This is a genomic window from Frankia sp. AvcI1, assembly GCF_001420875.1.
GTDB lineage: Bacteria > Actinomycetota > Actinomycetes > Frankiales > Frankiaceae > Frankia > Frankia alni.
The window spans coordinates 1-20,610 of the sequence record NZ_LJFZ01000022.1 but is presented as its reverse complement, the minus strand read 5'-3'; the positions used below and the strand labels follow the sequence as shown (position 1 = coordinate 20,610).

Genomic DNA, 20,610 nt, shown 5'->3' with positions numbered 1-20,610 from the left:
TGCTGTGACCTGCGTGGTCGNCACCGCCGAAGTTGAGTAGGTGNCATGCCGACCCCGCGCCGGCTCGTCGTCGCAGCCCCCTGACGGGGGCGCGAAAATGTGGACCGCAACCGGCGAATGCGTTCGGTATTCCACCATCTCGCGATGCTCTCACTTGTGAAGGATATCCGCTATGCGGAAAACCGTCGTTACACGTATCCCCCCGGTCCCGGGCCAGCCGCTCGGTACGCCGCCGATGGCAGACTCCCCGGCGAGCGTGGTCGGCGACACGCCAGTTCTTTGGATTCCCGACGTCTGTTTCGGTAGTGCTGGCGGGTTCTGGGCGAAGTTGGAAGGNCACAATCCGGGTGGCATTAAGGACCGGCCCGCCCTGCACATGGTGGCCTGTGCCCGAGAACGCGGCGAACTGGCTCCTGGCCGCGCGGTAGTCGAGTCGACCAGCGGCACACTGGGGCTCGGNCTGGCCCTGGCAGGAATCGTCTACGGCCACCCGATCATCCTGGTGACCGATCCGGGCCTGGAACCGCTCATGCACCGCCTGCTGACCGCCTACGGCACTCGGCTAGAGATCGTCGAGNGGCCTCATCCGACCGGGGGCTGGCAGCAGGCCCGGCGGGACCGGGTCCAGGCACTGCTCGGCGAGCATTCCGGCGCGTACTGCCCAGACCAATACCACAACCCGGACAACGTGGCGGCCTATGAAGGACTGGCACGGGAGGTGGCACAGCAGGTCGGCCGGGTGGACGTGCTGGTGTGNAGCGTCGGNACGGGAGGTCACAGCGCCGGGGTGTCGCGCGTGTTGCGCGAGATGTTTCCGGACCTGCGCCTCGTGGGAGTCGACACGATCAGTTCAACGATCTTCGGNCAGCCAGACGGACCGCGGCTCATGCGGGGTCTCGGAAGCAGCATCTATCCACGTAACGTCGCCTATCAGGAGTTCAGCGAGGTCCACTGGGTAGCGCCCGGCGAGGCGGTGTGGGCCTGCCGGCGGCTGGCGGCAGCACGATTCGCCAGTGGTGGATGGAGCGTCGGAGCGGTCGCGCTGGTGGCGTCCTGGTTGGCGCGGCGCGAACCGAACGGCACCCGCATCGTGGCGATCTTCCCCGACGGTCCGCAGCGATACTGGAGCACCGTCTACGACGACGGATTCTGCGCCGAACACGGACTGTTGGGTATGGTGCCCGCCCAAGATCCCGACCATCTTGAGCATCCCTCCGAACGGGCTGTCGACCGGTGGACCCGATGCGCGAGGGTAGTCGATCCGCTCGCCGATCCTCGGCTCGCCGGACACGGGGAGCGCCACCCATGAGGACAACGCTCGCGCAAGCGCGTTCCTTCAACGGGCCGATCCGCCTGCTGCTGGTCAACCAGCTCGGCATCAACATCGGCTTCTACATGCTCATGCCCTACCTGGCCACCTACCTGGCCGGAACGCTCGGCCTCGCCGCCTGGCTGGTGGGTTTCGTCCTGGGGGTACGCAACCTGAGCCAGCAGGGCATGTTCCTGCTCGGAGGAAGCCTCGCCGACCGTTTCGGCTTCAAACCAATGATCATAGCGGGACTCNCCTTGCGCACGGCTGGTTTCGCACTACTCGGAGTAAGCAACGCTATTCCGGCACTGATAGTCGCCTCGGCCCTGACCGGTTTTGCCGGGGCGCTGTTCAACCCGGCGGTGNGCGCCTACCTCGCCCAGGAAGCCGGGGAACGGCAAGTCGAGGCGTTCGCGGTGTTCAACGTCTTCTACCANCTCGGCATCCTGCTCGGCCCCCTTCTCGGGCTCGCCCTGCTCGCCGTCGACTTCCGACTGATCTGCGCCATCGCTGCCAGCCTGTTCCTGGTGCTCACCGTGCTGCAGGTGCGGGCCCTGCCCACGAGGAAGGCCGATCCGTTCGCCGCCGAAGCCACCGCCGACGACAGGATGCGGGACTCCATCCTGCGTGCCTGGCGCATGGCGCTGGCGAACCGGCCGTTCCTCCTGTTCTCCCTCGCCATGATCGGGTCGTATGTGCTCACCTTCCAGGTCTACCTGGGCCTGCCGATGGAGGTGCGCAGGCTGACCGGCGGCGAGGTCGGGGTCATGCTGCTGTTCGCCGTGTCCGGGCTGCTTACCGTCGCCGGCCAGGTGCGACTCACCGCCTGGGCGAAGGCCCGCTGGACCCCCGCAGAGGCCATGGTCCGCGGACTGGTGCTGATGGGCCTGGCATTCCTGCCGCTCGCCGTGGCCGCGTCCGCCGACGGTAACCAGCTGGAAGGATCGCGGGTTGCCCCGCAGCCGCTGCTGACGCAGGCCGTGGNGCTGCTCCCCGTGCTCGCCGCCGCTGTCCTACTCGCAGTCGCAACGATGATCGTGTATCCGTTCGAGATGACGACCATTGTCACGCTCGCCGACAACCGCATGATCGGTACCTACTACGNCCTGTACAACACGCTGTCCGGCATCGGTATCGCCGCCGGCAACCTGCTCACCGGCGTCGCCCTCGACGCCGGCCGGACCGCTGGGCTGCCCGCCCTTCCCTGGGCGCTGCTGATGGTTGTCGGTGGATGCTGCGCGGTCGCCGTCCACCGCCTCGAGCGCGGCGGCCGGCTCGCGCCTCGGCCGGCGCAGCCACCGGACCAGGCGGAGGGAACTTCGGTGATGGTCAGCAGCTCTCCACCAGGGAGATCATAGGGAGCGGCCGGAGCCGTTCCCCGAGGTCGTCGCGGTGCGCGTCGAGCGGCTCGGTCGCGTGCGCTCCAGCCATCACGAGGAACTACTATGCTCGGTAGTTGATGTGTTCTACGGCCGGTCGAAGATGTCCCGGCGTGGACCGCGATGGGTCGTGCCGGGATGGGAAGGGACGTGGGCCGATGCTGCTGGCAGCCGGTGCGAATGTCGGTTCGGTGGTGACTTCCGGATCGCTGGTGTTGGCCTTGCCGATCGCGCTTGCGGCGGGGGTGGTGTCGTTCGTCTCACCGTGCTGCCTGCCGCTTGTTCCCGGCTATCTCTCGTACGTCACGGGGCTCAGCGGTGCCGAGGTCAGCCGGACAGCCAATGCGGTGTCCGGCCCGTCCCTGGCTGCTTCCAGTGACGGGCCGAGGGTCGGTGGCGAGGGCTCGAGCGCACAGGGCGAGCCGGCCCTCGCGACAGGTGTGAACACTGCCACCTCGGTCCGCGTCCGGACGACGACGTCCCCCGGACCTGCGGGTCTGCGGCCAAGCCAGTCGTGGCGNCGGAGCCNCATGCTGGCAGGCGGAATCCTGTTCGTCCTAGGCTTCTCGGCGGTCTTCGTCAGTTACGGAGCCGCGTTCGGTGGAGCCGGCCGNCTCCTTCTGATCCACCAGCAAGTGATCAGCAAGGTCCTTGGTGTTCTCACGATCCTCCTTGGGTTGATGTTCGCCGGGTTGCTGGGATGGCTGCCATGGGCAGGCCGGACGGCGCGATTCCGCTATCGGCCGGCCGCGGGCCTGGTCGGCGCGCCCATGCTGGGGGTGCTGTTCGGTATCGGCTGGACGCCGTGTATCGGACCGACGCTGGCCGCGGTGCTCAGCCTGTCCTTCAACACGGGCACCGCGGGGCGGGGGGCGCTTCTCTCCTTCGCCTACAGCCTGGGTTTGGGACTGNCGTTCATCGCCGCTGGGATGGCCTTCGAACGGGCGACGCTGGTCTTCTCGGTGATCCGGCGCCACTCCGCCGCCNTCATGCGTGTCGGCGGAACGATGCTGGTCCTGGTCGGTCTGTTGCAGGTCACCGGCCTGTGGGCCGAGTTGATCAGCCGTATGNAGGGCCTCGTAACCGGTTTCCAGGCGCCCTTGTAGGAGACCGTGTCCCTCGGCCGGCGGGCTACCTCACGCCGTAGGTCGTCCGTCGCGGGACACTCGACGATTCCTATCCGGTTAGTGACGAAGAGTCATGGGCGAGGCGTGTGAGGTCGGCGGCGTACTGCTGCGCGGTCGTTCCACCCGTATGGATCACTGTGGTGGTGTCCTTGGGACTGNACAGATACACCACGCCGGAGTGCTCGACGCTCTCTCCGCCCACGCCTTCCTTGATCACTGTTCTGGGTAGCTTGAGCTGGTCGAGGACCGCGCCGGTCGCGGTGGTCCCGNCACGCAGACCCACGAAGGTGGGGTCGAACTGATCGAGCNAGCGGCGCAGCACCGGCGCGGTGTCCGACGCGGGATCTTCGGTCACGAACACGACGTCGACCCGGCGGCGGACCTCCACCGGTAGCAGTGCCCGCGCGGCGGCGAGGTCGGCCATCGTGGTCGGGCAGACGTCGGGGCAACGGGTGTAGCCGAAGAACAGCACCGCGACCTTGCCAGCCGTGCGGGTACGGAAGTCGAACGTCCTCCCCGCCGTGTCGCTGAGAGTGAACGCTGGCCGAGGGATCGACGGGTCGAGGCGGGTGCCGGCGAAGCCACCGGAGTCGGTTGCCGACACCCGCACCGGCCCGTCGCTCCGCCCGCCGCAGCCGGCGAGCAAAGCCGCGGCGAGGAAGGCGAGGAACAGGCCGATGACCCGGTGAAGGACCTTCACGGTCCCACCTCGCTGTAGCGAACGGACCAGGTGAGGCCCCCGTCCTGGCTGGCGAGGATGCCGCGCCGGGCGACGGCCACGTACAGGGCCCCACCGGCGGCTGTCATGGCTTCGGGTTCACCGTAGGTGGTGCCGCGACGCGCCCAGGTACCTCCACGGTCCTCGGACCGCCACACCCCACCGGAGTCGTCAACGCCCCACACCGTTCCATCCGAGTGCCAGGCGAGGACGGCCAGCGGCGGCGCNCCCGCGACCGGCCGCCACCTGCGCCCGCCGTCCCTGCTCGCGGCGAGACCCTCCTCCGTCACCGCAAGTACGGCATCCGGGTCTGTGGGACTGACGACGAAATCCCTCATCGCAAGCCGGCTACGCGCGTCCCAGGTCTTTTGGTCGACGCTGACAAGAAAGGCGCCGCCGGTCGCGTCGTAGCCATAGACCCTCCCGTGGGCAGCGGCGAGGGCGTGGAAATCCGCCTTGCCGTACAGGGACAACGGCCGCCAGTTCTGNCCGGCGTCGGTGGACTCCAGCAGGCCGAGGAGCGGCGGTGCCTCCTCGCGCAGATCCGGGTGCCCGGAGGCGAGGAAGGTATGCGCGCCCAGTACCGTGAAACCCATCGTGTCCTGGAATCGACCTGCGACCCGCTCGGCCGCTCCACGTTCGGGTATCCGGAACAGTCCCATGTGAGTCGCGGCGTACAGCGCGCCGTCCGCCGGATCGACCCCCAGACCGTGTACGTGCACGACGCCACCGACCTGATCAGCCTGGTCGGTGCCCGATCCGCGCCCCCCGGAATCCGGGCCCATCACCAGCAGTGGCACNGCGACGGCGACGGCAAGCACAGCGACTCCCACCCCGACGATCAGCACGATCCGCCGCGGCNGGCCCCAGGACGTGGCTCCGCCAGCCCGCGGCTNCTCCGTCGCGCGCCCGCCCATTGACCTCTCCTCAGTCCGAGTCGACCACCCGCAGNCCCACAGCGGCAACCACGGCTGATGATCAGTCGCCCGCTGATGCTCCACCGGGCCCACGTCGATATCTACTATGCCTTATAGTTGACATGGCTTCTACGGCAGGTCGAAGCAACGTGCGGCGGCGAACCAGACCTTGCGGGCGAGGGTCTACCATCGCCACATCGCCGCAGCCGTCCGGCAGCCCCACTCGGCTGCGGGGACCGCACATCTCGTACAGGTCTGCCGCCGGCAGAGGGAGGCGGTGACCATGCGCGGAGCAGGTGACCTGGAAGCCGCGGTCATGGACAGGCCGTGGTCTACGCAGGAACCTCGGAACGTCCAGATGGTGTACGAGGACTTGCCATGAGGGATATGGCATGACGGTCGCCGTCGCCCTGCTGGCCTATGCGACGGTGCTCGCCGTCACCTCACCCCGGTTGCTGCGCGGCGCGTCCTGGGCCGACCGCGCGCCACGGCTGGGGATCTGTCTATGGCAGGCGTTGTCCATGTCCGTGCTCGCCGCCGCCGCGCTCGCCGGGTTGGCGCTGGCCCTACCCAGCCCGCGTCTGAGCGCCAACCTCGCCGCGCTGCTTCGCGCCTGCATCATGTCCCTGCAGGCCTCGTACGCCACCCCCGGTGGCGCCGGCATCGCGGGCGCCGGATTGACCCTGACCACGATTCTCCTGCTCCGTGTTGGCTTCTGCGCCACCTCCGNCCTCGCCCGCGCNGGGCGCGAACGCCGCCGGCACGCCCGGAAACTCGCCGTCGTCGCTCGACCCGCTCCCGCCCTCGACGCGGTCGTCCTCNCCCNCCCCACGGCCGCGGTCTACTGCCTACCCGGCCGCGCCCGCCGGGTGGTCCTCACCACCGCGGCGGTCGAGACGCTCACCGCCGAGCAGCTGCGGGCCGTTCTCGCCCACGAGCGGGCGCACCTGGCCGNACGACACCACCTCATCCTGGCCGGTGCCGACACCTTCGCCCGCGCCTTCCCGCGCATCCCCCTGTTCATCGCGGCGCGCGCCGAGATCGCGCGACTCCTCGAGCTGGCCGCGGACGACGCCGCATGCCGCCACCACGAACGACGCTCCATCGCCGCCGCGCTCGCCGCCCTCGCCGGTGCAGGCCACCCCGAAGCCAGTCTGGCCGCAGGCGGCCCGACCGCGTTGGAACGCGTCCGCCGCCTCCTACGGCCTGCGAACCCGCTCGGCGCGACGCGCACCGCTCTCGGCGCCACGGTCATCGTGTTGCTGCTGCTCATACCCCTCGTCGTCGCGGCCGGCCCGATGGCCGTCATTGCCCACGCCGCCTATTGCCCGATNCCCGCGGTCGCGCCCCCCGGCGCCTGAGCNCCCTCGATTTCCTCATCACGCCCGCCGTACTCATCTGGCTGCGCCGCGGCCGTCCCACCCGCTACCGCGCGGCCCGGAGCATGCTTGCCCTCACCACATTGTTCGGTCTCGTCGGCTTCGTGCTCCTACCCACCGCCCCGCCTGCTGCCGGCGCCGGCTTCCACGACACCCTCGCCGTCTTCCACGCCTGGGGTTGGTGGAGCGGCGACGTCAGCGCCGCCCCCGGCGGCATGGACAGCGCNACCAACCAGTTCGCCNCCATGCCCTCGTTGCACGCGGCGTGGTCACTGTGGAGAGGATGGCACCTGGCCCGGCACGCTCAACGAGCCTGGGCCCGCATCCTCGGTGGCCTCTACCCGGTCCTGACCGCCGCGTGGTCATGGCCACCGCGAACCACTACCTGATCGACATCGCCGCCGGCTGGGCGCTCCTCGGAGTGGCCGCCCTCGCCGTGCGGTCGCCCGCCCGCCACTACGACCCATACCGCGCGAACCAGCCCATCAACTACGATCGGTGGTCGTAGTAGCTGTCCCGGCGCGGGGCGAGCACACGAAACAGNGGCCCGAGGACCGTGAGCCTNCGCGGCAGGGTCGGCGACCCGTTGGCAGGGGATGGGGAGGCGACCGGCGTGCGCGAACTCGGTGATCTTGAAGCTGTCGTGATGGACCGGATGTGGTCCGCGGGCGANCCGCGGACGGTCCGCGGTGTGTATGAGGAGTTGCTCGAGCAGCGACGCATCGCCTACACGACGGTGATGACCGTCATGGACAACCTCCACCGGAAGGGATGGCTGCGTCGTCGCCGAGACGGCCGAGCGTACCTCTATGAAGCCGTGCGCTCACGGGAGGTACACAGCGCGGAGGTCATGAGTGAGGCGCTGGCCGGNAGCACCAACCGGGCAATGACCCTGATGCATTTCGTCGAGCACATGCCGCCCGAGGAAGCACGGCTCCTGCGCGAGGCTCTCGACCAGAATGCCGACGCCGGCGAACGCCGCCAGGACGNGAACCCGCCCGGCCCGGCGTGAGGCTGCGCCCCAGGTCCTGCTCCGGATGCACACCGCCGGCCTTCGGCTGCCTCCCATCGGAGGCGCCCGCTACCGCGGCGATACTGCTCACCGCCTCATAACCGCCGTCCAGCGGCGCGGCGTCCACCCCACGCGAACCAGAGCGCATCAAGTTCCCCACTCCACTACGATCAATAGTACTATGAGAGACAGTAGATTCGCTCGGGCGGCCCACCTCCGTCCGACCTTAACCGCGCTCTCACTTTCTGCCGCTTATGTTCCCTTCGCGCGTATCGGATGGCGACTATGTCCGACAAGATCAATTCTGGTGGTGCCGGAAAGCCGCCGCGCGCCGATGCACATCAGCCGGCGCTGACGCCGATGGAGAAGAAGGCCGCGGAACGCCGTCAGCGCTACCGAAGGAAGCGGCGGATACTCCATGCTGGCCAGATCCTGATGGCCGCCGGCGTGCTCGTCGCACTCGTCCACCTTCTGGCTCACTGGGGAGCGTTCGGGGGCCAGCCGTCGAGCCTCGTCGACCTCGTCGCCGGTTACCCCGCCGGAGCAGTGCTCTTCCTGACCGGCGCAATCGCCGCCGNCCAGCGTCAGTAGGCGGTCGGACTAGCCCGCGCAACCTCGACCATCGGACCAGGTGGTGCGGTCCGCCCGATCGCAGCGGTCAGCGGCCCGGCCTCACCCGGGCCCGGGTTTCTGGTGCTGGTCTCAGGCTGATGGCGGTTCTTCGTCGGGATTGTGGCGGTGGAGGCGGGCGAGGACATGGTTGCGGGACACGGTGTGGACGCGGCCGTGGGCGGCGGCGTGGTCCTGGACGTGGGTTTGTACCTGGGCGACGAGGTCCTCTTCGTCGTTGGCACTGATGGTTGTGTCGCAGTGTTTGCAGGTCAGGCTGGTGGTCATACCGTCTCCTCACCTTGGGCCGGGTGATCGGTGCGGCGCTGCGGGCGGCCGGGATTGGGGTCGGTCCGTGGTCTAGGTGTCGCGGTGGTTGATCAGGATAAATCCGGCAGTGAGGGCGAGGGCGGCGTAGAGGCTGAACACGCCGAAGCCGGTCCAGGCTCCGAGGTTGCCGTCGTCGTGATGCAGAAGGTAGATCTGGCCGCCGGCGTTCATGGGGATGTAGGGACCGATGTCGGTCTGCCAGGAGTGGGGCAGGAGGTCCAGCAGGATCGGGGGGAGGAACAGCAGGCTGAACAGCGCGGCGATTGCGCCGGCGCTGACCCGGATGATCGCGCCGAGGCCGANGCCGAGCAGTCCCAGGACCGTCAGGAACAGGCCGCCTCCGGCCACGGCTCGGACTACTCCGGGATCGGCGAGGGAGGATCGCAGGCTGTCGTCGGACAGGAACGCCTGAAAGGTGAAGTAGGCGGCGAAGCTCGCGGTGATCCCGACGATGAGGGCGGTCCCGGTGAACACCATGGCCTTCGACGCGAGCAGCGTCCGGCGCCGGGGCACGGCGCTGACGGTCGCGTGGATCATGCCCGTGCCGTATTCGCTGGTGATGACGAGCACTCCCAGGACACCGAAGGCGATCTGGGCGAGGTGCAGGCCGGCGAGGCTGAGCCGGACCGCGTCGACGGTGGCTTTCTCGTGGGCGCCGAGCTGTCCAGGCAGCAAGATCGCGNCGAAGGCCGCGATCACGACGTTGGAGGTCACGGCGGCGAAGAGCGTCCAGAAGGTCGAGCGGACCGAGCGGAGTTTGCGGAACTCCGACCGTGCGATATCGGGGATACCCGCCAGGGGGCGGGGGGATGGCGGTGGGGGTGCGAGGGTGACCATGTCCGGCCTCAGTTCGGGGCCGGGACGCGGGTGCCCTCGACCGTGCGGTAGTCGACAGCGTCGCCGGTGAGTTCGATGTATCGCTGTTCCAGGGATGCCTGGTGCGCCGAAAGTTCCTGCAGCGCGAACCCGTNCACCCGGGCAAGCTCACCCACCGTGNCACCGTCGGCGCCGGTGATGCGCAGTGTGTGATCGTCCTGCCGGGTGACGCCGATGCCCTGGGCTTCNAGTAGCGTCGCGAGGGCGTCGGCCTGGGGCGAGCGGACCCGCAGGTAGCTGTCCGAGCCGCCGCGGAGGAACTCCGCGACCGTCGTCTGGGCGATCAGACGCCCTCGCCCGATGATGATCAGCCGGTCGGCGGTGAGGGCCATCTCGCTCATCAGATGGCTGGAGAGCAGAACGGTGCGGCCCTCGGCGGCCAACGCCCGCAGCAGGGTGCGTATCCACACGACGCCTTCGGGATCCAGGCCGTTGACCGGTTCGTCGAACATGAGNACCCGCGGGTCACCGAGCAGCGCGGCNGCGATGCCCAGGCGTTGGGACATGCCGAGGGAGAAGCCACCGCAGCGCCGATGGGCGACGCCGCGCAGTCCCACCTGGTCGAGGACGGTGTTCACCCGGGCCCGGNCGATGCCGTTGCTGAGCGCGAGGCACAAGAGGTGGTTGTAGGCGCTGCGCCCCCCGTGTACCGCTCGGGCGTCGAGCAGCGCCCCGACCTCGAACAGCGGACGGCGGTATCCGACGTAGGGCCGGCCGTGGACGGTGACCGAGCCCGACGTCGGTGCGTCGAGACCCAGGATCATGCGCATCGTCGTCGATTTCCCGGCTCCGTTCGGGCCCAGAAACCCCGTCACCGCACCNGGCGGCACGGTGAACGACAGGTCCTCGACCGCCCAGGTGGCGCCGTAGCGCTTACTGAGGCCGATCGCCTCGATCATCTGCGGGCTCCCCTGCTCATATGCCTGCGTCCCGGGTCTAATGCTCGGCGGGACCGACGACGCCGGTCAGATGCAGGACGACGAACAGCGCCACCACGGCGACCGCGAGGACGACCACGGTCACGGACTTCCATCGAGGTTTGCGGCCGGTCGAGCCACGCGGCGACGCCGCCCCGGGGTCGTTGTCGCGGTCGGGATGAAAGGGCAGGTCGNCCATGAGTCGTCCTCTGTGCTGCGATCACGGGTCTGCTGATGACCACCNCAGTTTACGAGACACTATGTCGATGTCGAGTCATGTTGTCGGCCATCGTCGCCGCGTACGCTATGGGGCGTGCCCAGGATCTGGAGCGACACGATCGAGGCGCACCGGCGCGCGGTGTGCGACGCGGTCCTGGACACCACCGCGGCCCTGGTAGCCGAACGCGGACTGTCCTCGGTGACGATGTCGGCGATCGCCGAACGGGCCGGCATCGGACGCGCGACGCTGTACAAGTACTTCCCCGACGTCGAGGCGATCCTGNTGGCCTGGCACGAACGCCACATCACCAGCCACCTCGAGCACCTCGCTCACATCCGGGATCACNCCGCGCCCGGGAAGCGGCTGGAAGCGGTCCTGCACGCCTGGGCGCTCATCGCCCACGAGCGCCACGACACCGAACTCGCCGCGCTCCTGCATCGAGGCGGTCACGTCATCCGAGCCCAGCAGCACCTGCACGACCTCATCCGGGACCTGCTGACCGACGGCGCGAAAACCGGCGACCTCCGCGACGACGTCGTCCCCGACGAGCTCGCGAGCTACTGCCTGCACGCCCTTACCGCCGCCGGCAACCTGCCCTCGGCAGCCGCGGTCCACCGACTCGTCACCGTCACCCTCGCCGGACTGAAACCCCCCGACTAACGACGCCCGGCCAGGGCACCAGGAAGCCTCCCGGGCTGGCTGCGAAACGAGCGGGGGCTGCTTCGAGCGGCCGGCATCCACGGCGCAGCCTTCATGGGACTCGTGCCGATCGGCTCATACCGCGGCTAGCCTTCCCGCCGAACTGTTCTGGCGACCCGATGTTCACCTTTCCCAGGCGGTCCGCAGTGCCTTGAACGCGGTCCAACCTGTGGGAAGCACGACCTGGATGAGAAGTCCTGGTCCGCGAGGGCGGGCCCGGCGTTCCGTCCGGTCAGNCAGAACCCCTCGTCGACCTGCTCCTGGGCGTTCACCGTGATGTCGGGATGCGCGGCCGTNCGCGCGACGCCCAGAGTGCCACCCACCACGGCGGCCCCGCGCCACGGCTTCTCCGTGACGGCNTGATCATCCCGGTCGTCCTTCACACCGCTGCGGCACCCGCGGGACCGGGCGCCCCAGTTGACCGCGTTGACCCGATGACGCTCCCTAGCAGGTGGTACCCCCCTGGGGTATGGTGGTGGTGATGACAGCGCCCTGCAGGTGCGATCGGGACCGCATCGGACGTCGGGGCGCATCTGGTGAGTAAGCGGTTCACGTGAGAGGACAGCGGAGATGGCAGTGATGACCTACACCGTCACTGGAATGACCTGCGGACATTGTGTGAGTTCGGTCAGCGGCGAAGTCGGCAGGATCGACGGTGTGGAGGCCGTGGACGTCGACCTCGCGAGCGGTCGCGTCACGGTGACCGGCGACGGATTCGGCGACGANGAGATCCGCGGCGCGGTCGACGCGGCCGGCTACACGCTCGTCGACGTCTGACCGCCCCCGTCCCCCACGGCGGCTGTCCGGACTTCCCGTCCTGAGCAGGCGCGCGGCAACCATCGCAGGAGGAGCCACGCATGGCCGGCAGCGACCTCACCATCAGACAGCCCCGGGCGGCCACGCCGGCCGTGGCCATCGACCTGGCCGTCGGTGGGATGACGTGCTCCTCCTGCGCGGCGCGGATCGAGAAGAAGCTCAACCGGCTCGACGGTGTCGCTNCCACGGTCAACTACGCCACCGAGACGGCGACCATCCACTACGACCCGGCCATGCTCGGCCCCGGGGATCTGGTGGCTACGGTGGAAGCCACCGGCTACACCGCCCGACTACCCCCGCAACCCACCCGCGACACCACACCACCAGCGGGCCCACCCCAGGACGAAGGCGCTCATCCGTCGGCATCATTGCAGCAACGGCTGCTGATCTCGGCGATCCTGACCCTGCCGGTACNGGTCCTGGCGATGGTGCCGGGCGCGCAGTTCGACAACTGGCAGTGGCTGTCCCTCACCCTGGCCAGCCCGGTGGTCGTATGGGGTGGCTGGCCATTCCACCGCGCCGCGTTCACGAATCTGCGACACCGCGCGGCGACGATGGACACCCTGGTCTCGATGGGCACCCTGGCCGCGTTCGGCTGGTCGCTGTACGCGCTGTTCGTCGGCGACGCGGGCATGACCGGGATGCGGATGCACTTTGACCTCACCGCCAGCGCGGGCGACGGCGCCAGTGACATCTATCTTGAGGTCGCCTCCGCCGTCGTGGTCTTCCTGCTCGCCGGCCGCTATCTGGAGGCCCGTGCCAAGCGCCGCTCGGGCGCCGCGCTGCGCGCGCTGCTGGACCTCGGCGCCAAGGACGTCACGGTCCTGCGCGGCGGGGTCGAGGCCCGCATCCCGGTCGAGCAGCTGCAGCCCGGTGACACGTTCCTGGTCCGACCCGGAGAGAAGATCGCCACCGATGGTGTCGTCGTCGAGGGATCATCGGCGATCGACGAGAGTCTGCTCACCGGCGAGTCCGTGCCGGTCGAGGTGAGCGCGGGCGATCCGGTGACCGGCGCGACCGTCAACNCCGGGGGACGACTGATCGTCCGCGCGACCCGGGTTGGCACGGACACCCGGCTGGCACAGATAGCCCGCCTCGTCCTCGACGCCCAGTCCGGGAAAGCGCCAGTGCAGCGGCTCGCGGACAGAATCTCCACCGTCTTCGTACCGGCCGTCCTGATCTTGGCCGTCGGGACACTGCTCGCCACCCTGGCCACCGGCCACGGTGGCGTCCACGCCTTCACCGCCGCCGTCGCCGTGCTGATCATCGCCTGCCCGTGCGCGTTGGGCCTGGCCACCCCGACCGCGCTGCTGGTCGGTACCGGACGGGGCGCGCAACTCGGACTGCTGATCAAGGGCCCGGAGGTACTGGAGTCCACCCGCCGCGTCGACACCATCGTGCTGGACAAGACCGGCACCGTCACCTCCGGCCGGATGAGCCTGCANGCCGTGCACGCGGCGACCAGTATCGACCCAGACGAGGTGCTGCTTCTCGCCGGCGCCCTCGAGTCCGCCAGTGAACATCCCATCGCAGCGGCCATCGCCGCCNCCGCGGTCGAAAAATTCGGGACCCTTCCACCGGTCGGCGAGTTCAGCGCCACCGCAGGCCTCGGCGTCACCGGCACCATCACCCTCGGCGATCTCACGCATGCGGTCTCGATCGGTCGTGCCGCACTGTTGTCCGACTGGGGCCTGTCCCCTGACGCCACACTGCAGGCAGCGAAGGACACCGCCGAGGCAGCGGGCCGCACCGCCGTCCTCGTCGGCTGGGACGGCCAGGTCCGAGGCGTCCTCGTGGTCGCCGACACCGTCAAGCCCACGAGTACCGCCGCTGTCACGCAGCTGCGTGACCTGGGCCTACGCCCAGTCCTGCTCACTGGGGACAACCGATCCGCGGCCACCGCGGTGGCCGCCTCCGTCGGCATCGACGAGGCAGACGTGATCGCCGAGGTGTTGCCGGAGCAGAAGGTCGACGCCGTGGCCGCCCTGCAGCGTCAAGGCAAGGTGGTGGCAATGGNGGGCGACGGGGTGAACGACGCCGCCGCGCTGNCCGCGGCCGATCTGGGCCTGTCCATGGGCACCGGCACCGACGCGGCGATCGAAGCCTCCGACATCACCCTCGTCCGCGGGGACCTCACCGCCGCCGCCGACGCGATCCGACTGTCCCGCCGGACGCTGCGCACGATCAAAGGCAACCTGTTCTGGGCCTTCGCCTACAACGTCGTGCTGATCCCGGTGGCCGCCCTCGGCCTNCTCTCCCCGCTCATCGCCGGAGCCGCGATGGCGTTCAGCTCCGTGTTCGTCGTCACCAACTCCCTGCGGCTGCGCCGCTTCCACCCTGCCGCCCCGGACCCACAAAACCGGCTGTGAGCACCGCATGGGACGAGGTGCCGCACGCGTTAGGCCCCATGTCTCCTGCCTGACAACCGGCCAAGGGCCGACAACACTGGTTGTTCGCCGCTGTCAGTGAACATCTTCACCGTTGCCTCGACCGCCTGCGGCCTCGCGGTGAACCAGAACATTCTCGTCGTCGCGCGCCTTGTCCAGGGCTTCGGCTCGGCGCTGCTGTTTCCGCAGGCGTTCTCGATGGCGTCATACCTCGACTCCCGCCGGCCTCGCTGTACTGCTCGCGGGCCGCGGACGCATGAAGGCCGCCGGACAGCGGCCAGGCGGATGGCAAGGAGGCCGTCTCGCCACTCGCCTGTNCCTGGCGACCACGGTCAGTGCGGCGAGGGCGGTGACCCGTCCTGCCTTGGTGTCAGCAGGCGCATCCTCCGCCGCAGTCGCAGGACCCCCAGGCGTGGCGTGTGCGGCAGCCTTGCGACGCTGGCGACATGCCACCAGGACAACCGCGAGGACGGCCGGCGCGATCGCGGCGGCGATCAGGATCTGGTTGACCGCGGCGGCGAATCCGGCCGTAAGTATCCCTGCGCCGACCAACAGCGGCAGCGCGCAGCACGCGGCGCAGGCGGGCATCGCTAGCGTCACCGGCACGGAGGCCAGAGCGGCGTGCGGGAGCGGTCCGAGGGCGGGGGCCTCGGTGGCCGTGGTCATACACACCCTCGTCGAGGTCGTCGGCATGGTCGTCTACGTCCGTGCCGTTCCGCGGCTTCTCCTTACCAGCAGGGGTGTGCCGGCCGGGNCAGTAGCGCGATCGCCGTGACGGTACGGGATGATGGTGTGGTGACCGCCCGTTTTGCCGAGCCTGACTACCAGTTGGTCTGGCCCCGAGCGCTGTTCGTAGCAGAATCTGCCGAGCTCTTGAACAGGCGCGATATGAGCGACTGGAACGACCGATGCGAGCTGCTGCTGGAAGATGCGTTTGTTCACGGCTATGCAGGAGGCCCCGTCGTCGATTTCCGGGAAGTAACCGAACCGGGTTACGGATTCGGATCATCCGGCCCACGTCAAGGGCAGATTTTCACGAGAAAGCAGCTCTTCCTGCGCGAGCTCATGGTCAATGCCGAAAGCCTCCACGAAGATCCACCTCCCCGGGAGCCCTATTGGCGAGAGCGGGCGCGAGGGCGACGTGGGCCGGTGAGCTTGAGCATGAACGCACTGGCTCGCCAGTATGTAGATCTCGTCCGTGAGCTCGAAGTCGCGGGCTACTTCGAGCGGCGATTCGGTAAGGACTGCGTCGACGATCAGTATGACCCGTCTCCCGCATACTTGATTGAAGACGCGTTTGGCGGGGAGACTACATGGCCCATCGACCCGGAGATGCTGGCTACGGACCGAGAGAACCTCTTCCAGATGATCGAGGTCCTGCATGATTTTGTAGCACGGCCGCGGCAACGACGGCATCACTCGTTCGGCGAGTGCGGGTGGCACCATAGCGAGTTCGATCTCGCGTCCGGCCGCACGGTGTACCGTTGGCGAGTAAACAGTCTCCTTCGTCGAAGTGACATCCGCTACCGCCTTGCGGATGAAGGTGCCGACGTTGGTCGACTCGTCGATGTGACCGACGACGAACGTTCGGAACTTGTGCGATCGCTNCTTGCCCGAGAGACAAGCGAGCAGGACGACCAGGTTCGGCACGCGATCTCGCTGTTTNGCGGCCGTGGGGCCGGGCGGCACCAGAGGNGCTCCGCGGTTGCAGCTCTGGCGCTGGTGATCGAGGAGCGTCGTCACGGGATACTGCGAGAGGTGCTGGCGAAGTCCGACCGTGGCGCCTTGTTCGACATCGCCAACAACTTCCATATTCGCCACCAAGACGCAAAGCAGAAACGTGATTACGACGACTTCTATCTGGACTGGGTATTCTGGTTGTACCTGTCGACGGTGGAGCTCATGAACCGGATCATCGATGACCAGCGGGCGAACTCGACGCAAGAGGACCGCACGGCGGACTCGTAGCCAAGGCTACGAGCAGGCACCGACTAACGTGCCTTCAACGCTGTGTGNGGATGTGCGCTTGTCTCAGGAAGCGGGGGCTCCGGGCAGTCGACGAAGATTGTCCGAGATCGTTGTTTGTGTCTCGGCTGCCGATGTTTCCCAGAGGGATGCAAGAAGCTTCAGTGTGCCCACGAGGTCAGCGGGATGGGCGGGCCGCCCGCCGTGGCGGGCGAAAGGGCCGTCGGTCTCCAGGAGCACCCGGTCCCGCGGNATATTTCGGAGGAGCGCTGCACCCTTCTTTGTCCGTATCATCGCAGGATTGATGGAGAAGAACAGTCCTGCGGCGAGTGCGTCGTCGATGGCCGCGAGCGGTCCGGTGTACCAGTGGAGAATAGCTGGCACTCCGGCCTGTGTGAGGCGGGCGATGGTTTCGCGTTCGGCACCCCGGCTGTGGACGGTGACCGGCCGCGTCCGCAGTTCTGGGATTGCCAGGATTGTCTCGAAGGCGCGGAGTTGCTGGTGGNGGGTCTGTGCGCCGACGCGGGAGAAATCCAGCCCGATCTCACCGATCCACGTCGACTGAGGTAGAAGCCGCAGAAACCGGGTCAACTCGTGAGGACTCGCTGCGCCAACACGGAGGGGGTGCAGACCGAGTGCCACCTCGACGCCGGCGCGGCGNCCGAGACGCGCACGGAGCAGGCGATGCTTGCCGGGGTCCTCGGTCACGGCGACGACGTGTACTCCCGCGGCGCGGGCCTCGTCGAGAACGGCGAGGGGATCGTCGTACGCGTCGATGTGACAGTGCGTGTCAGTAAGCGTGGCCGGTGTCATGGTGCGGCCTGCATCAGGTCGGTGAGGTCGGTGCCCGTTCGGCTGGTGAGCCAGGCTCGGAGTTCCGCGAGTCCGCGCCGCCAGACGCCGGTGAAGGCGGCGCGTTCACCGAACGGGAGTGGGCCATTGCGCAGGACGTCGCGGTCCGGGCTGTCGGTGACCGCTGCGCTGACGACGGCTCGCAGGTCCGCGCCGCGTCGGCTGCGGCGACGGAGCAGCCTTGCCAGGTCGTCGTTATCGAACACGTCGTAGGCGTACTTCTCGTCGTCCCAGCCGACGTGCGCGAGGGAGGCGCGGCGGATGAGGCAAGGGAAGCAGTATCCNCAGTTGCCTTGCTTGCGNCCAACATAGCGTGCGGTTTCGGGGTGGGAGCAGGAGACGCTGAGCGGGGCGAGGCGTTGCAGTAGCGTGCTGTTGGCCGACCTTGCGAGAATCTCGCCCTTGGTCGACAGGCGGTATGGATTGACGATGGGGTTCGAGACTCCGATCGCCGTGGTGGCCTCCGCGAGCCGTCGCAGGAAGTGCGGGTGTGTCGTACGGGTGCTCGCGCTGCCGACGCGGGCTCGGGTCAGCGGGACATTGAGGCCGATGAACCCGTTCTCGGGGAGGTAAACCGGCACGTCGGCGCCTTCTGCCGCGGCGAGGGTCAACGCGGNGGCCAGGAAGAGCAGGGATCGCGACCGGGTGGTGTTCTCACGCGGCCCGGGAAGTGGGTGGGCCTGCTGGCCGTTCGCTGGGGCGGGTCGCAGGTAGAGGCGGCGGGACATGATGCGTTCAGCGCCGTAATGGCTGCGGAGGGCGTCGAGCAGGTGCTGCTGGGCGGTGGACGCCCGCCCGCCTTCGTGGTGGGACACCAGGCACAGACGCCGACCGGGGTCGGCTTCCAGGAGGTCGATAAGGCCGCTCAACGAGTCGAGCCCTCCGGAGAACAGGCACACGCCGTCGACACCAAGTCCGACCACTCCCTTGACTTGGGGAACATCGCTGACCTGGGTCAAGGGGTGTCGAGCGGCGTGGTAAGGCCGGAGCTGCCAGCGGTCGCCGGTCAGGAAGCGCAGGGGTGTCTCGAAGTCGGCGCGCTGCCAGCTGGCGGTATCGCCCACGGGGAGCCGTAGGGTGATGTCCCTGGTCCAAGAGTCGACCGTGCCACGTCGCAAGGTGGTCTTGTCCGCGCAATAGACCGCCGCTCCGAGAACCATCAGGTCGGCGGCCGGGCGGGGCGGTCGCCAGCCGGCGAAGAACTCGGGCCCAGCATCGCCGGTTTGGATCGTGGCCGCGGTCTGGCCCGGCGACCAGTCCAGAAGCCGGACATCGTCAGGCTCCGCAGCGGGCGTGGTGAGGTCGCTTCGCACCAGATAGTCGGTCACTGCTGGTCTCCGTCCAGCCCTTGGATGGCCTCGTACGTCGCGCGGAGGGCGTCGTCCGCGATCTGCCGCCCCTGACGACCCGACCAGTCCACCGCGAACGGGTCGTCGGGAAGCCGGAGCGAGACCATAGTCTGGATGATCTGACGCATCTCCTCGTCCGCCCGGCGCACGGCGTGGGGGTCGGAGATGCGGGTGAGCCGTTCGGCGATGACCGGAACCCGGTTGTAGATGTAGTGAGCCAGAAACGACTCCAGCAGGGCGGCCAGGGTCTCCCGGGTGACCGTCGCGTCGGCCGTGCTGGTCAGGTCGGCCCAGGTGTCGGCGTCACCGAACACCTCCTCCAGGACGTCGCACACGGCGTCCCGGGCGGCCTGCGAGTCGAGGTCGTCCCCATCCCCGGCGACGAAAGTGATCATCTCGTCGAGGACGTCGAAGCGTGTCCGGCCGATAAGCGCGGACAATCCGAAAGAGCCCAGGGTGCTTTCGAGGCCCTCGCCGCCGACGCCGGCGAGCAGCGCGCCGAGCCGCTGGACCCCTGTGCTACCGGCCCTGGCACTGGCGGCAGCACCTGGGCCGCCCANCACCGGGACGTGGCGGGCGAGTACCCGCCGGGCGAAGGTCGGGGNGTTCGGCGAACCGGTGGCGAGTCCTCGTGTGTAGGACGCGGTGGCGTGTTTGAGGGGAGTCCAGGCGCCGCCGCTGCCCGCCGTGCGGTCGGTCGAGGTTCCCATCAGCGTCTGCCCGAGAGTTGGCNCATCTCACGTGCCCGCCGGATGANGGTTGCCAGTCCGGGAGCGGTGCTGTTCTCCCAACGTTCGAGGAGGGAGGCCACCGCGGGATTGTCGCCGGGCAGCCGGGCAGCCTTCCCTGCGTGGTGCACCGGGATCGCCGCCGGCGGGATGCGCATCAGGGCCTCGCAGACGGGTCGCACGGTGTCGGGGGCGCGTTCGGCGAGTTCGAGGGCCGCGACGAACGCGGGACTGTCTGCCCGCCGTATGAGCATTTCGACCAGGGCCTCCACCAAGTGAAGGCGATCTCCGGCGGGGAGCGTCGCGATCTCGCCGCAGGCGCCCCGTCGAGCCCCCGCGACCTCCGACTGAACCTTGCTCAGCAGCTCCTGCAACCGCGGGGGTAGCCGTGTGACGGCGACGCCGAGCGTCAGCCTGTCGCGCGAGTAGGTGAAGTAGGGGCGTAGGTCTATCTCCCGGAGCGGCGGGTCCAGCCGCAGCCAGGCGGTGATGTGCGACTTGCCCGCCCAGTTCCGCACTTCCTCGGCGATCTCGGGTTGGTCGTCTGTCGGCCGCCGAGTTCGACCCCCTGGGGACCTTCGAGCACTGGGGACCCGGTCAGACTGCCCGCCCTCTCCCGATCCAGCCGTGTGCTCCTCATCTGGGTCCTCTCCGGCGGCATCCGCCGGCGGCGCGTTGACCGATTCCGCCGCCGCGAGTTCGGGAATCGGGCCTGGCGCGGTGAGTTGCCAGGCGTAGAGACGCTGGAAGTCGCTGACGTGCTGTTCCTCCAACGCCATGAGCTTGGCCAGTACCGGCAGCTGAAGCGTGACACCCCGGCGCTTCGCGCTCCGATGCTTCAGAAGCAGGTTGTTGAGAAATCGCTTCAGCTGACGGGGGTTTCCTCTCAGCCCTGAACCGAGTACCTCCGAGATGCTGGCGGCCCACTCCAGGTCACGGACGAGCTCCACCGGCACGTCGCCCAGAACCTGAGCCTGTCACGATTTCCGTGTAAGCCAGAGGTGAATAGCTTAGCTTACGC

The 20,610-nt window shown here is 68.6% G+C and carries 8 protein-coding genes and 20 pseudogenes; 19 read left to right on the top strand and 9 right to left on the bottom strand.

The annotated features are described in order from the left end of the window. Window positions 1-865 precede the first annotated feature (865 nt). The 6 pseudogenes from UK94_RS60305 to UK94_RS74565 form a co-directional block, all read left to right on the top strand. Window positions 866-1,309, top strand: a pseudogene (locus tag UK94_RS60305) (PLP-dependent cysteine synthase family protein); the annotation flags it as partial. A gap of 1,459 nt (window positions 1,310-2,768) precedes the next feature. Further along, window positions 2,769-3,208, top strand: a pseudogene (locus tag UK94_RS60300) (cytochrome c biogenesis protein CcdA); the annotation flags it as partial. Between the two features lie 9 nt (window positions 3,209-3,217). Continuing rightward, window positions 3,218-3,301: pseudogene (locus tag UK94_RS60295) on the top strand (hypothetical protein); the annotation flags it as partial. Window position 3,302: 1 nt separating this feature from the next. Beyond that, a pseudogene (locus UK94_RS60290) lies at window positions 3,303-3,599 on the top strand (cytochrome c biogenesis protein CcdA); the annotation flags it as partial. Between the two features lies 1 nt (window position 3,600). Further along, window positions 3,601-3,674: pseudogene (locus UK94_RS60285) on the top strand (hypothetical protein); the annotation flags it as partial. Window position 3,675: 1 nt separating this feature from the next. After that, window positions 3,676-3,758 (top strand): annotated as a pseudogene (locus UK94_RS74565) (hypothetical protein); the annotation flags it as partial. 366 nt (window positions 3,759-4,124) lie between these two features. Here the strand turns inward: UK94_RS74565 and UK94_RS60275 are convergent. Further along, a partial coding sequence (locus tag UK94_RS60275) for an SCO family protein (protein WP_235489069.1) occupies window positions 4,125-4,419 on the bottom strand: 295 nt, incomplete at its 3' end. Between the two features lie 2,774 nt (window positions 4,420-7,193). Between UK94_RS60275 and UK94_RS33990 the strand changes: the two genes are divergently transcribed. The 4 genes and pseudogenes from UK94_RS33990 to UK94_RS60265 form a co-directional block, all read left to right on the top strand. Further along, on the top strand, window positions 7,194-7,337 hold the full coding sequence (locus UK94_RS33990) for a hypothetical protein (RefSeq protein ID WP_157734378.1): 144 nt from the start codon (window positions 7,194-7,196) through the stop codon (window positions 7,335-7,337). Between the two features lie 105 nt (window positions 7,338-7,442). After that, window positions 7,443-7,501 (top strand): annotated as a pseudogene (locus UK94_RS74560) (hypothetical protein); the annotation flags it as partial. 1 nt (window position 7,502) lies between these two features. Further along, window positions 7,503-7,699, top strand: a pseudogene (locus UK94_RS60270) (BlaI/MecI/CopY family transcriptional regulator); the annotation flags it as partial. 1 nt (window position 7,700) lies between these two features. Further along, window positions 7,701-7,818, top strand: a pseudogene (locus UK94_RS60265) (hypothetical protein); the annotation flags it as partial. Window positions 7,819-8,543: 725 nt separating this feature from the next. On the opposite strand, the gene UK94_RS20905 reads toward UK94_RS60265, so the two are convergent. The 5 genes and pseudogenes from UK94_RS20905 to UK94_RS74555 form a co-directional block, all read right to left on the bottom strand. Then, window positions 8,544-8,738 carry a hypothetical protein gene (locus UK94_RS20905; RefSeq protein WP_055751195.1) on the bottom strand — a complete coding sequence of 65 codons (195 nt, stop codon included), beginning with the start codon at window positions 8,736-8,738 and terminating at the stop codon, window positions 8,544-8,546. A gap of 1,107 nt (window positions 8,739-9,845) precedes the next feature. Further along, window positions 9,846-10,111 (bottom strand): annotated as a pseudogene (locus tag UK94_RS60255) (ABC transporter ATP-binding protein); the annotation flags it as partial. A gap of 28 nt (window positions 10,112-10,139) precedes the next feature. Next, window positions 10,140-10,244: pseudogene (locus UK94_RS60250) on the bottom strand (ABC transporter ATP-binding protein); the annotation flags it as partial. A gap of 1 nt (window position 10,245) precedes the next feature. After that, a pseudogene (locus UK94_RS60245) lies at window positions 10,246-10,477 on the bottom strand (ATP-binding cassette domain-containing protein); the annotation flags it as partial. A 1-nt stretch (window position 10,478) separates the two neighbouring features. Continuing rightward, the coding region (locus UK94_RS74555; protein WP_268761542.1) for a hypothetical protein at window positions 10,479-10,555 on the bottom strand (77 nt) is incomplete at its 3' end. 1,507 nt (window positions 10,556-12,062) lie between these two features. On the opposite strand from UK94_RS74555, the pseudogene UK94_RS20880 reads away from it, so the two are divergent. The 9 genes and pseudogenes from UK94_RS20880 to UK94_RS60205 all read left to right on the top strand — a co-directional run. After that, window positions 12,063-12,217 (top strand): annotated as a pseudogene (locus tag UK94_RS20880) (cation transporter); the annotation flags it as partial. Window position 12,218: 1 nt separating this feature from the next. Continuing rightward, on the top strand, window positions 12,219-12,269 hold a 51-nt coding region (locus UK94_RS74550), incomplete at its 5' end, for a hypothetical protein (RefSeq protein ID WP_268761541.1). Window positions 12,270-12,349: 80 nt separating this feature from the next. Continuing rightward, window positions 12,350-12,490: pseudogene (locus tag UK94_RS60240) on the top strand (heavy metal-associated domain-containing protein); the annotation flags it as partial. Window position 12,491: 1 nt separating this feature from the next. Continuing rightward, a pseudogene (locus UK94_RS60235) lies at window positions 12,492-12,722 on the top strand (hypothetical protein); the annotation flags it as partial. A gap of 1 nt (window position 12,723) precedes the next feature. Continuing rightward, window positions 12,724-13,333: pseudogene (locus UK94_RS60230) on the top strand (heavy metal translocating P-type ATPase); the annotation flags it as partial. A 1-nt stretch (window position 13,334) separates the two neighbouring features. Continuing rightward, window positions 13,335-13,752: pseudogene (locus tag UK94_RS60225) on the top strand (HAD-IC family P-type ATPase); the annotation flags it as partial. Window position 13,753: 1 nt separating this feature from the next. Then, window positions 13,754-13,855: pseudogene (locus tag UK94_RS60220) on the top strand (hypothetical protein); the annotation flags it as partial. A gap of 1 nt (window position 13,856) precedes the next feature. Continuing rightward, window positions 13,857-14,324: pseudogene (locus tag UK94_RS60215) on the top strand (HAD family hydrolase); the annotation flags it as partial. A 33-nt stretch (window positions 14,325-14,357) separates the two neighbouring features. Beyond that, window positions 14,358-14,559: pseudogene (locus UK94_RS60205) on the top strand (hypothetical protein); the annotation flags it as partial. A gap of 454 nt (window positions 14,560-15,013) precedes the next feature. Here UK94_RS60205 and UK94_RS60200 read toward each other — a convergent pair. The 3 genes from UK94_RS60200 to UK94_RS33980 all read right to left on the bottom strand — a co-directional run. Next, window positions 15,014-15,361: hypothetical protein (locus UK94_RS60200; protein ID WP_235489005.1), on the bottom strand; the 348-nt coding region annotated here is incomplete at its 3' end. A 2,768-nt stretch (window positions 15,362-18,129) separates the two neighbouring features. Then, the coding region (locus UK94_RS60195) for a hypothetical protein (RefSeq protein WP_235489003.1) at window positions 18,130-18,840 on the bottom strand (711 nt) is incomplete at its 3' end. Window positions 18,841-19,618: 778 nt separating this feature from the next. Next, on the bottom strand, window positions 19,619-20,545 hold a 927-nt coding region (locus UK94_RS33980; protein ID WP_235489001.1), incomplete at its 3' end, for a hypothetical protein. Window positions 20,546-20,610 lie beyond the last annotated feature (65 nt).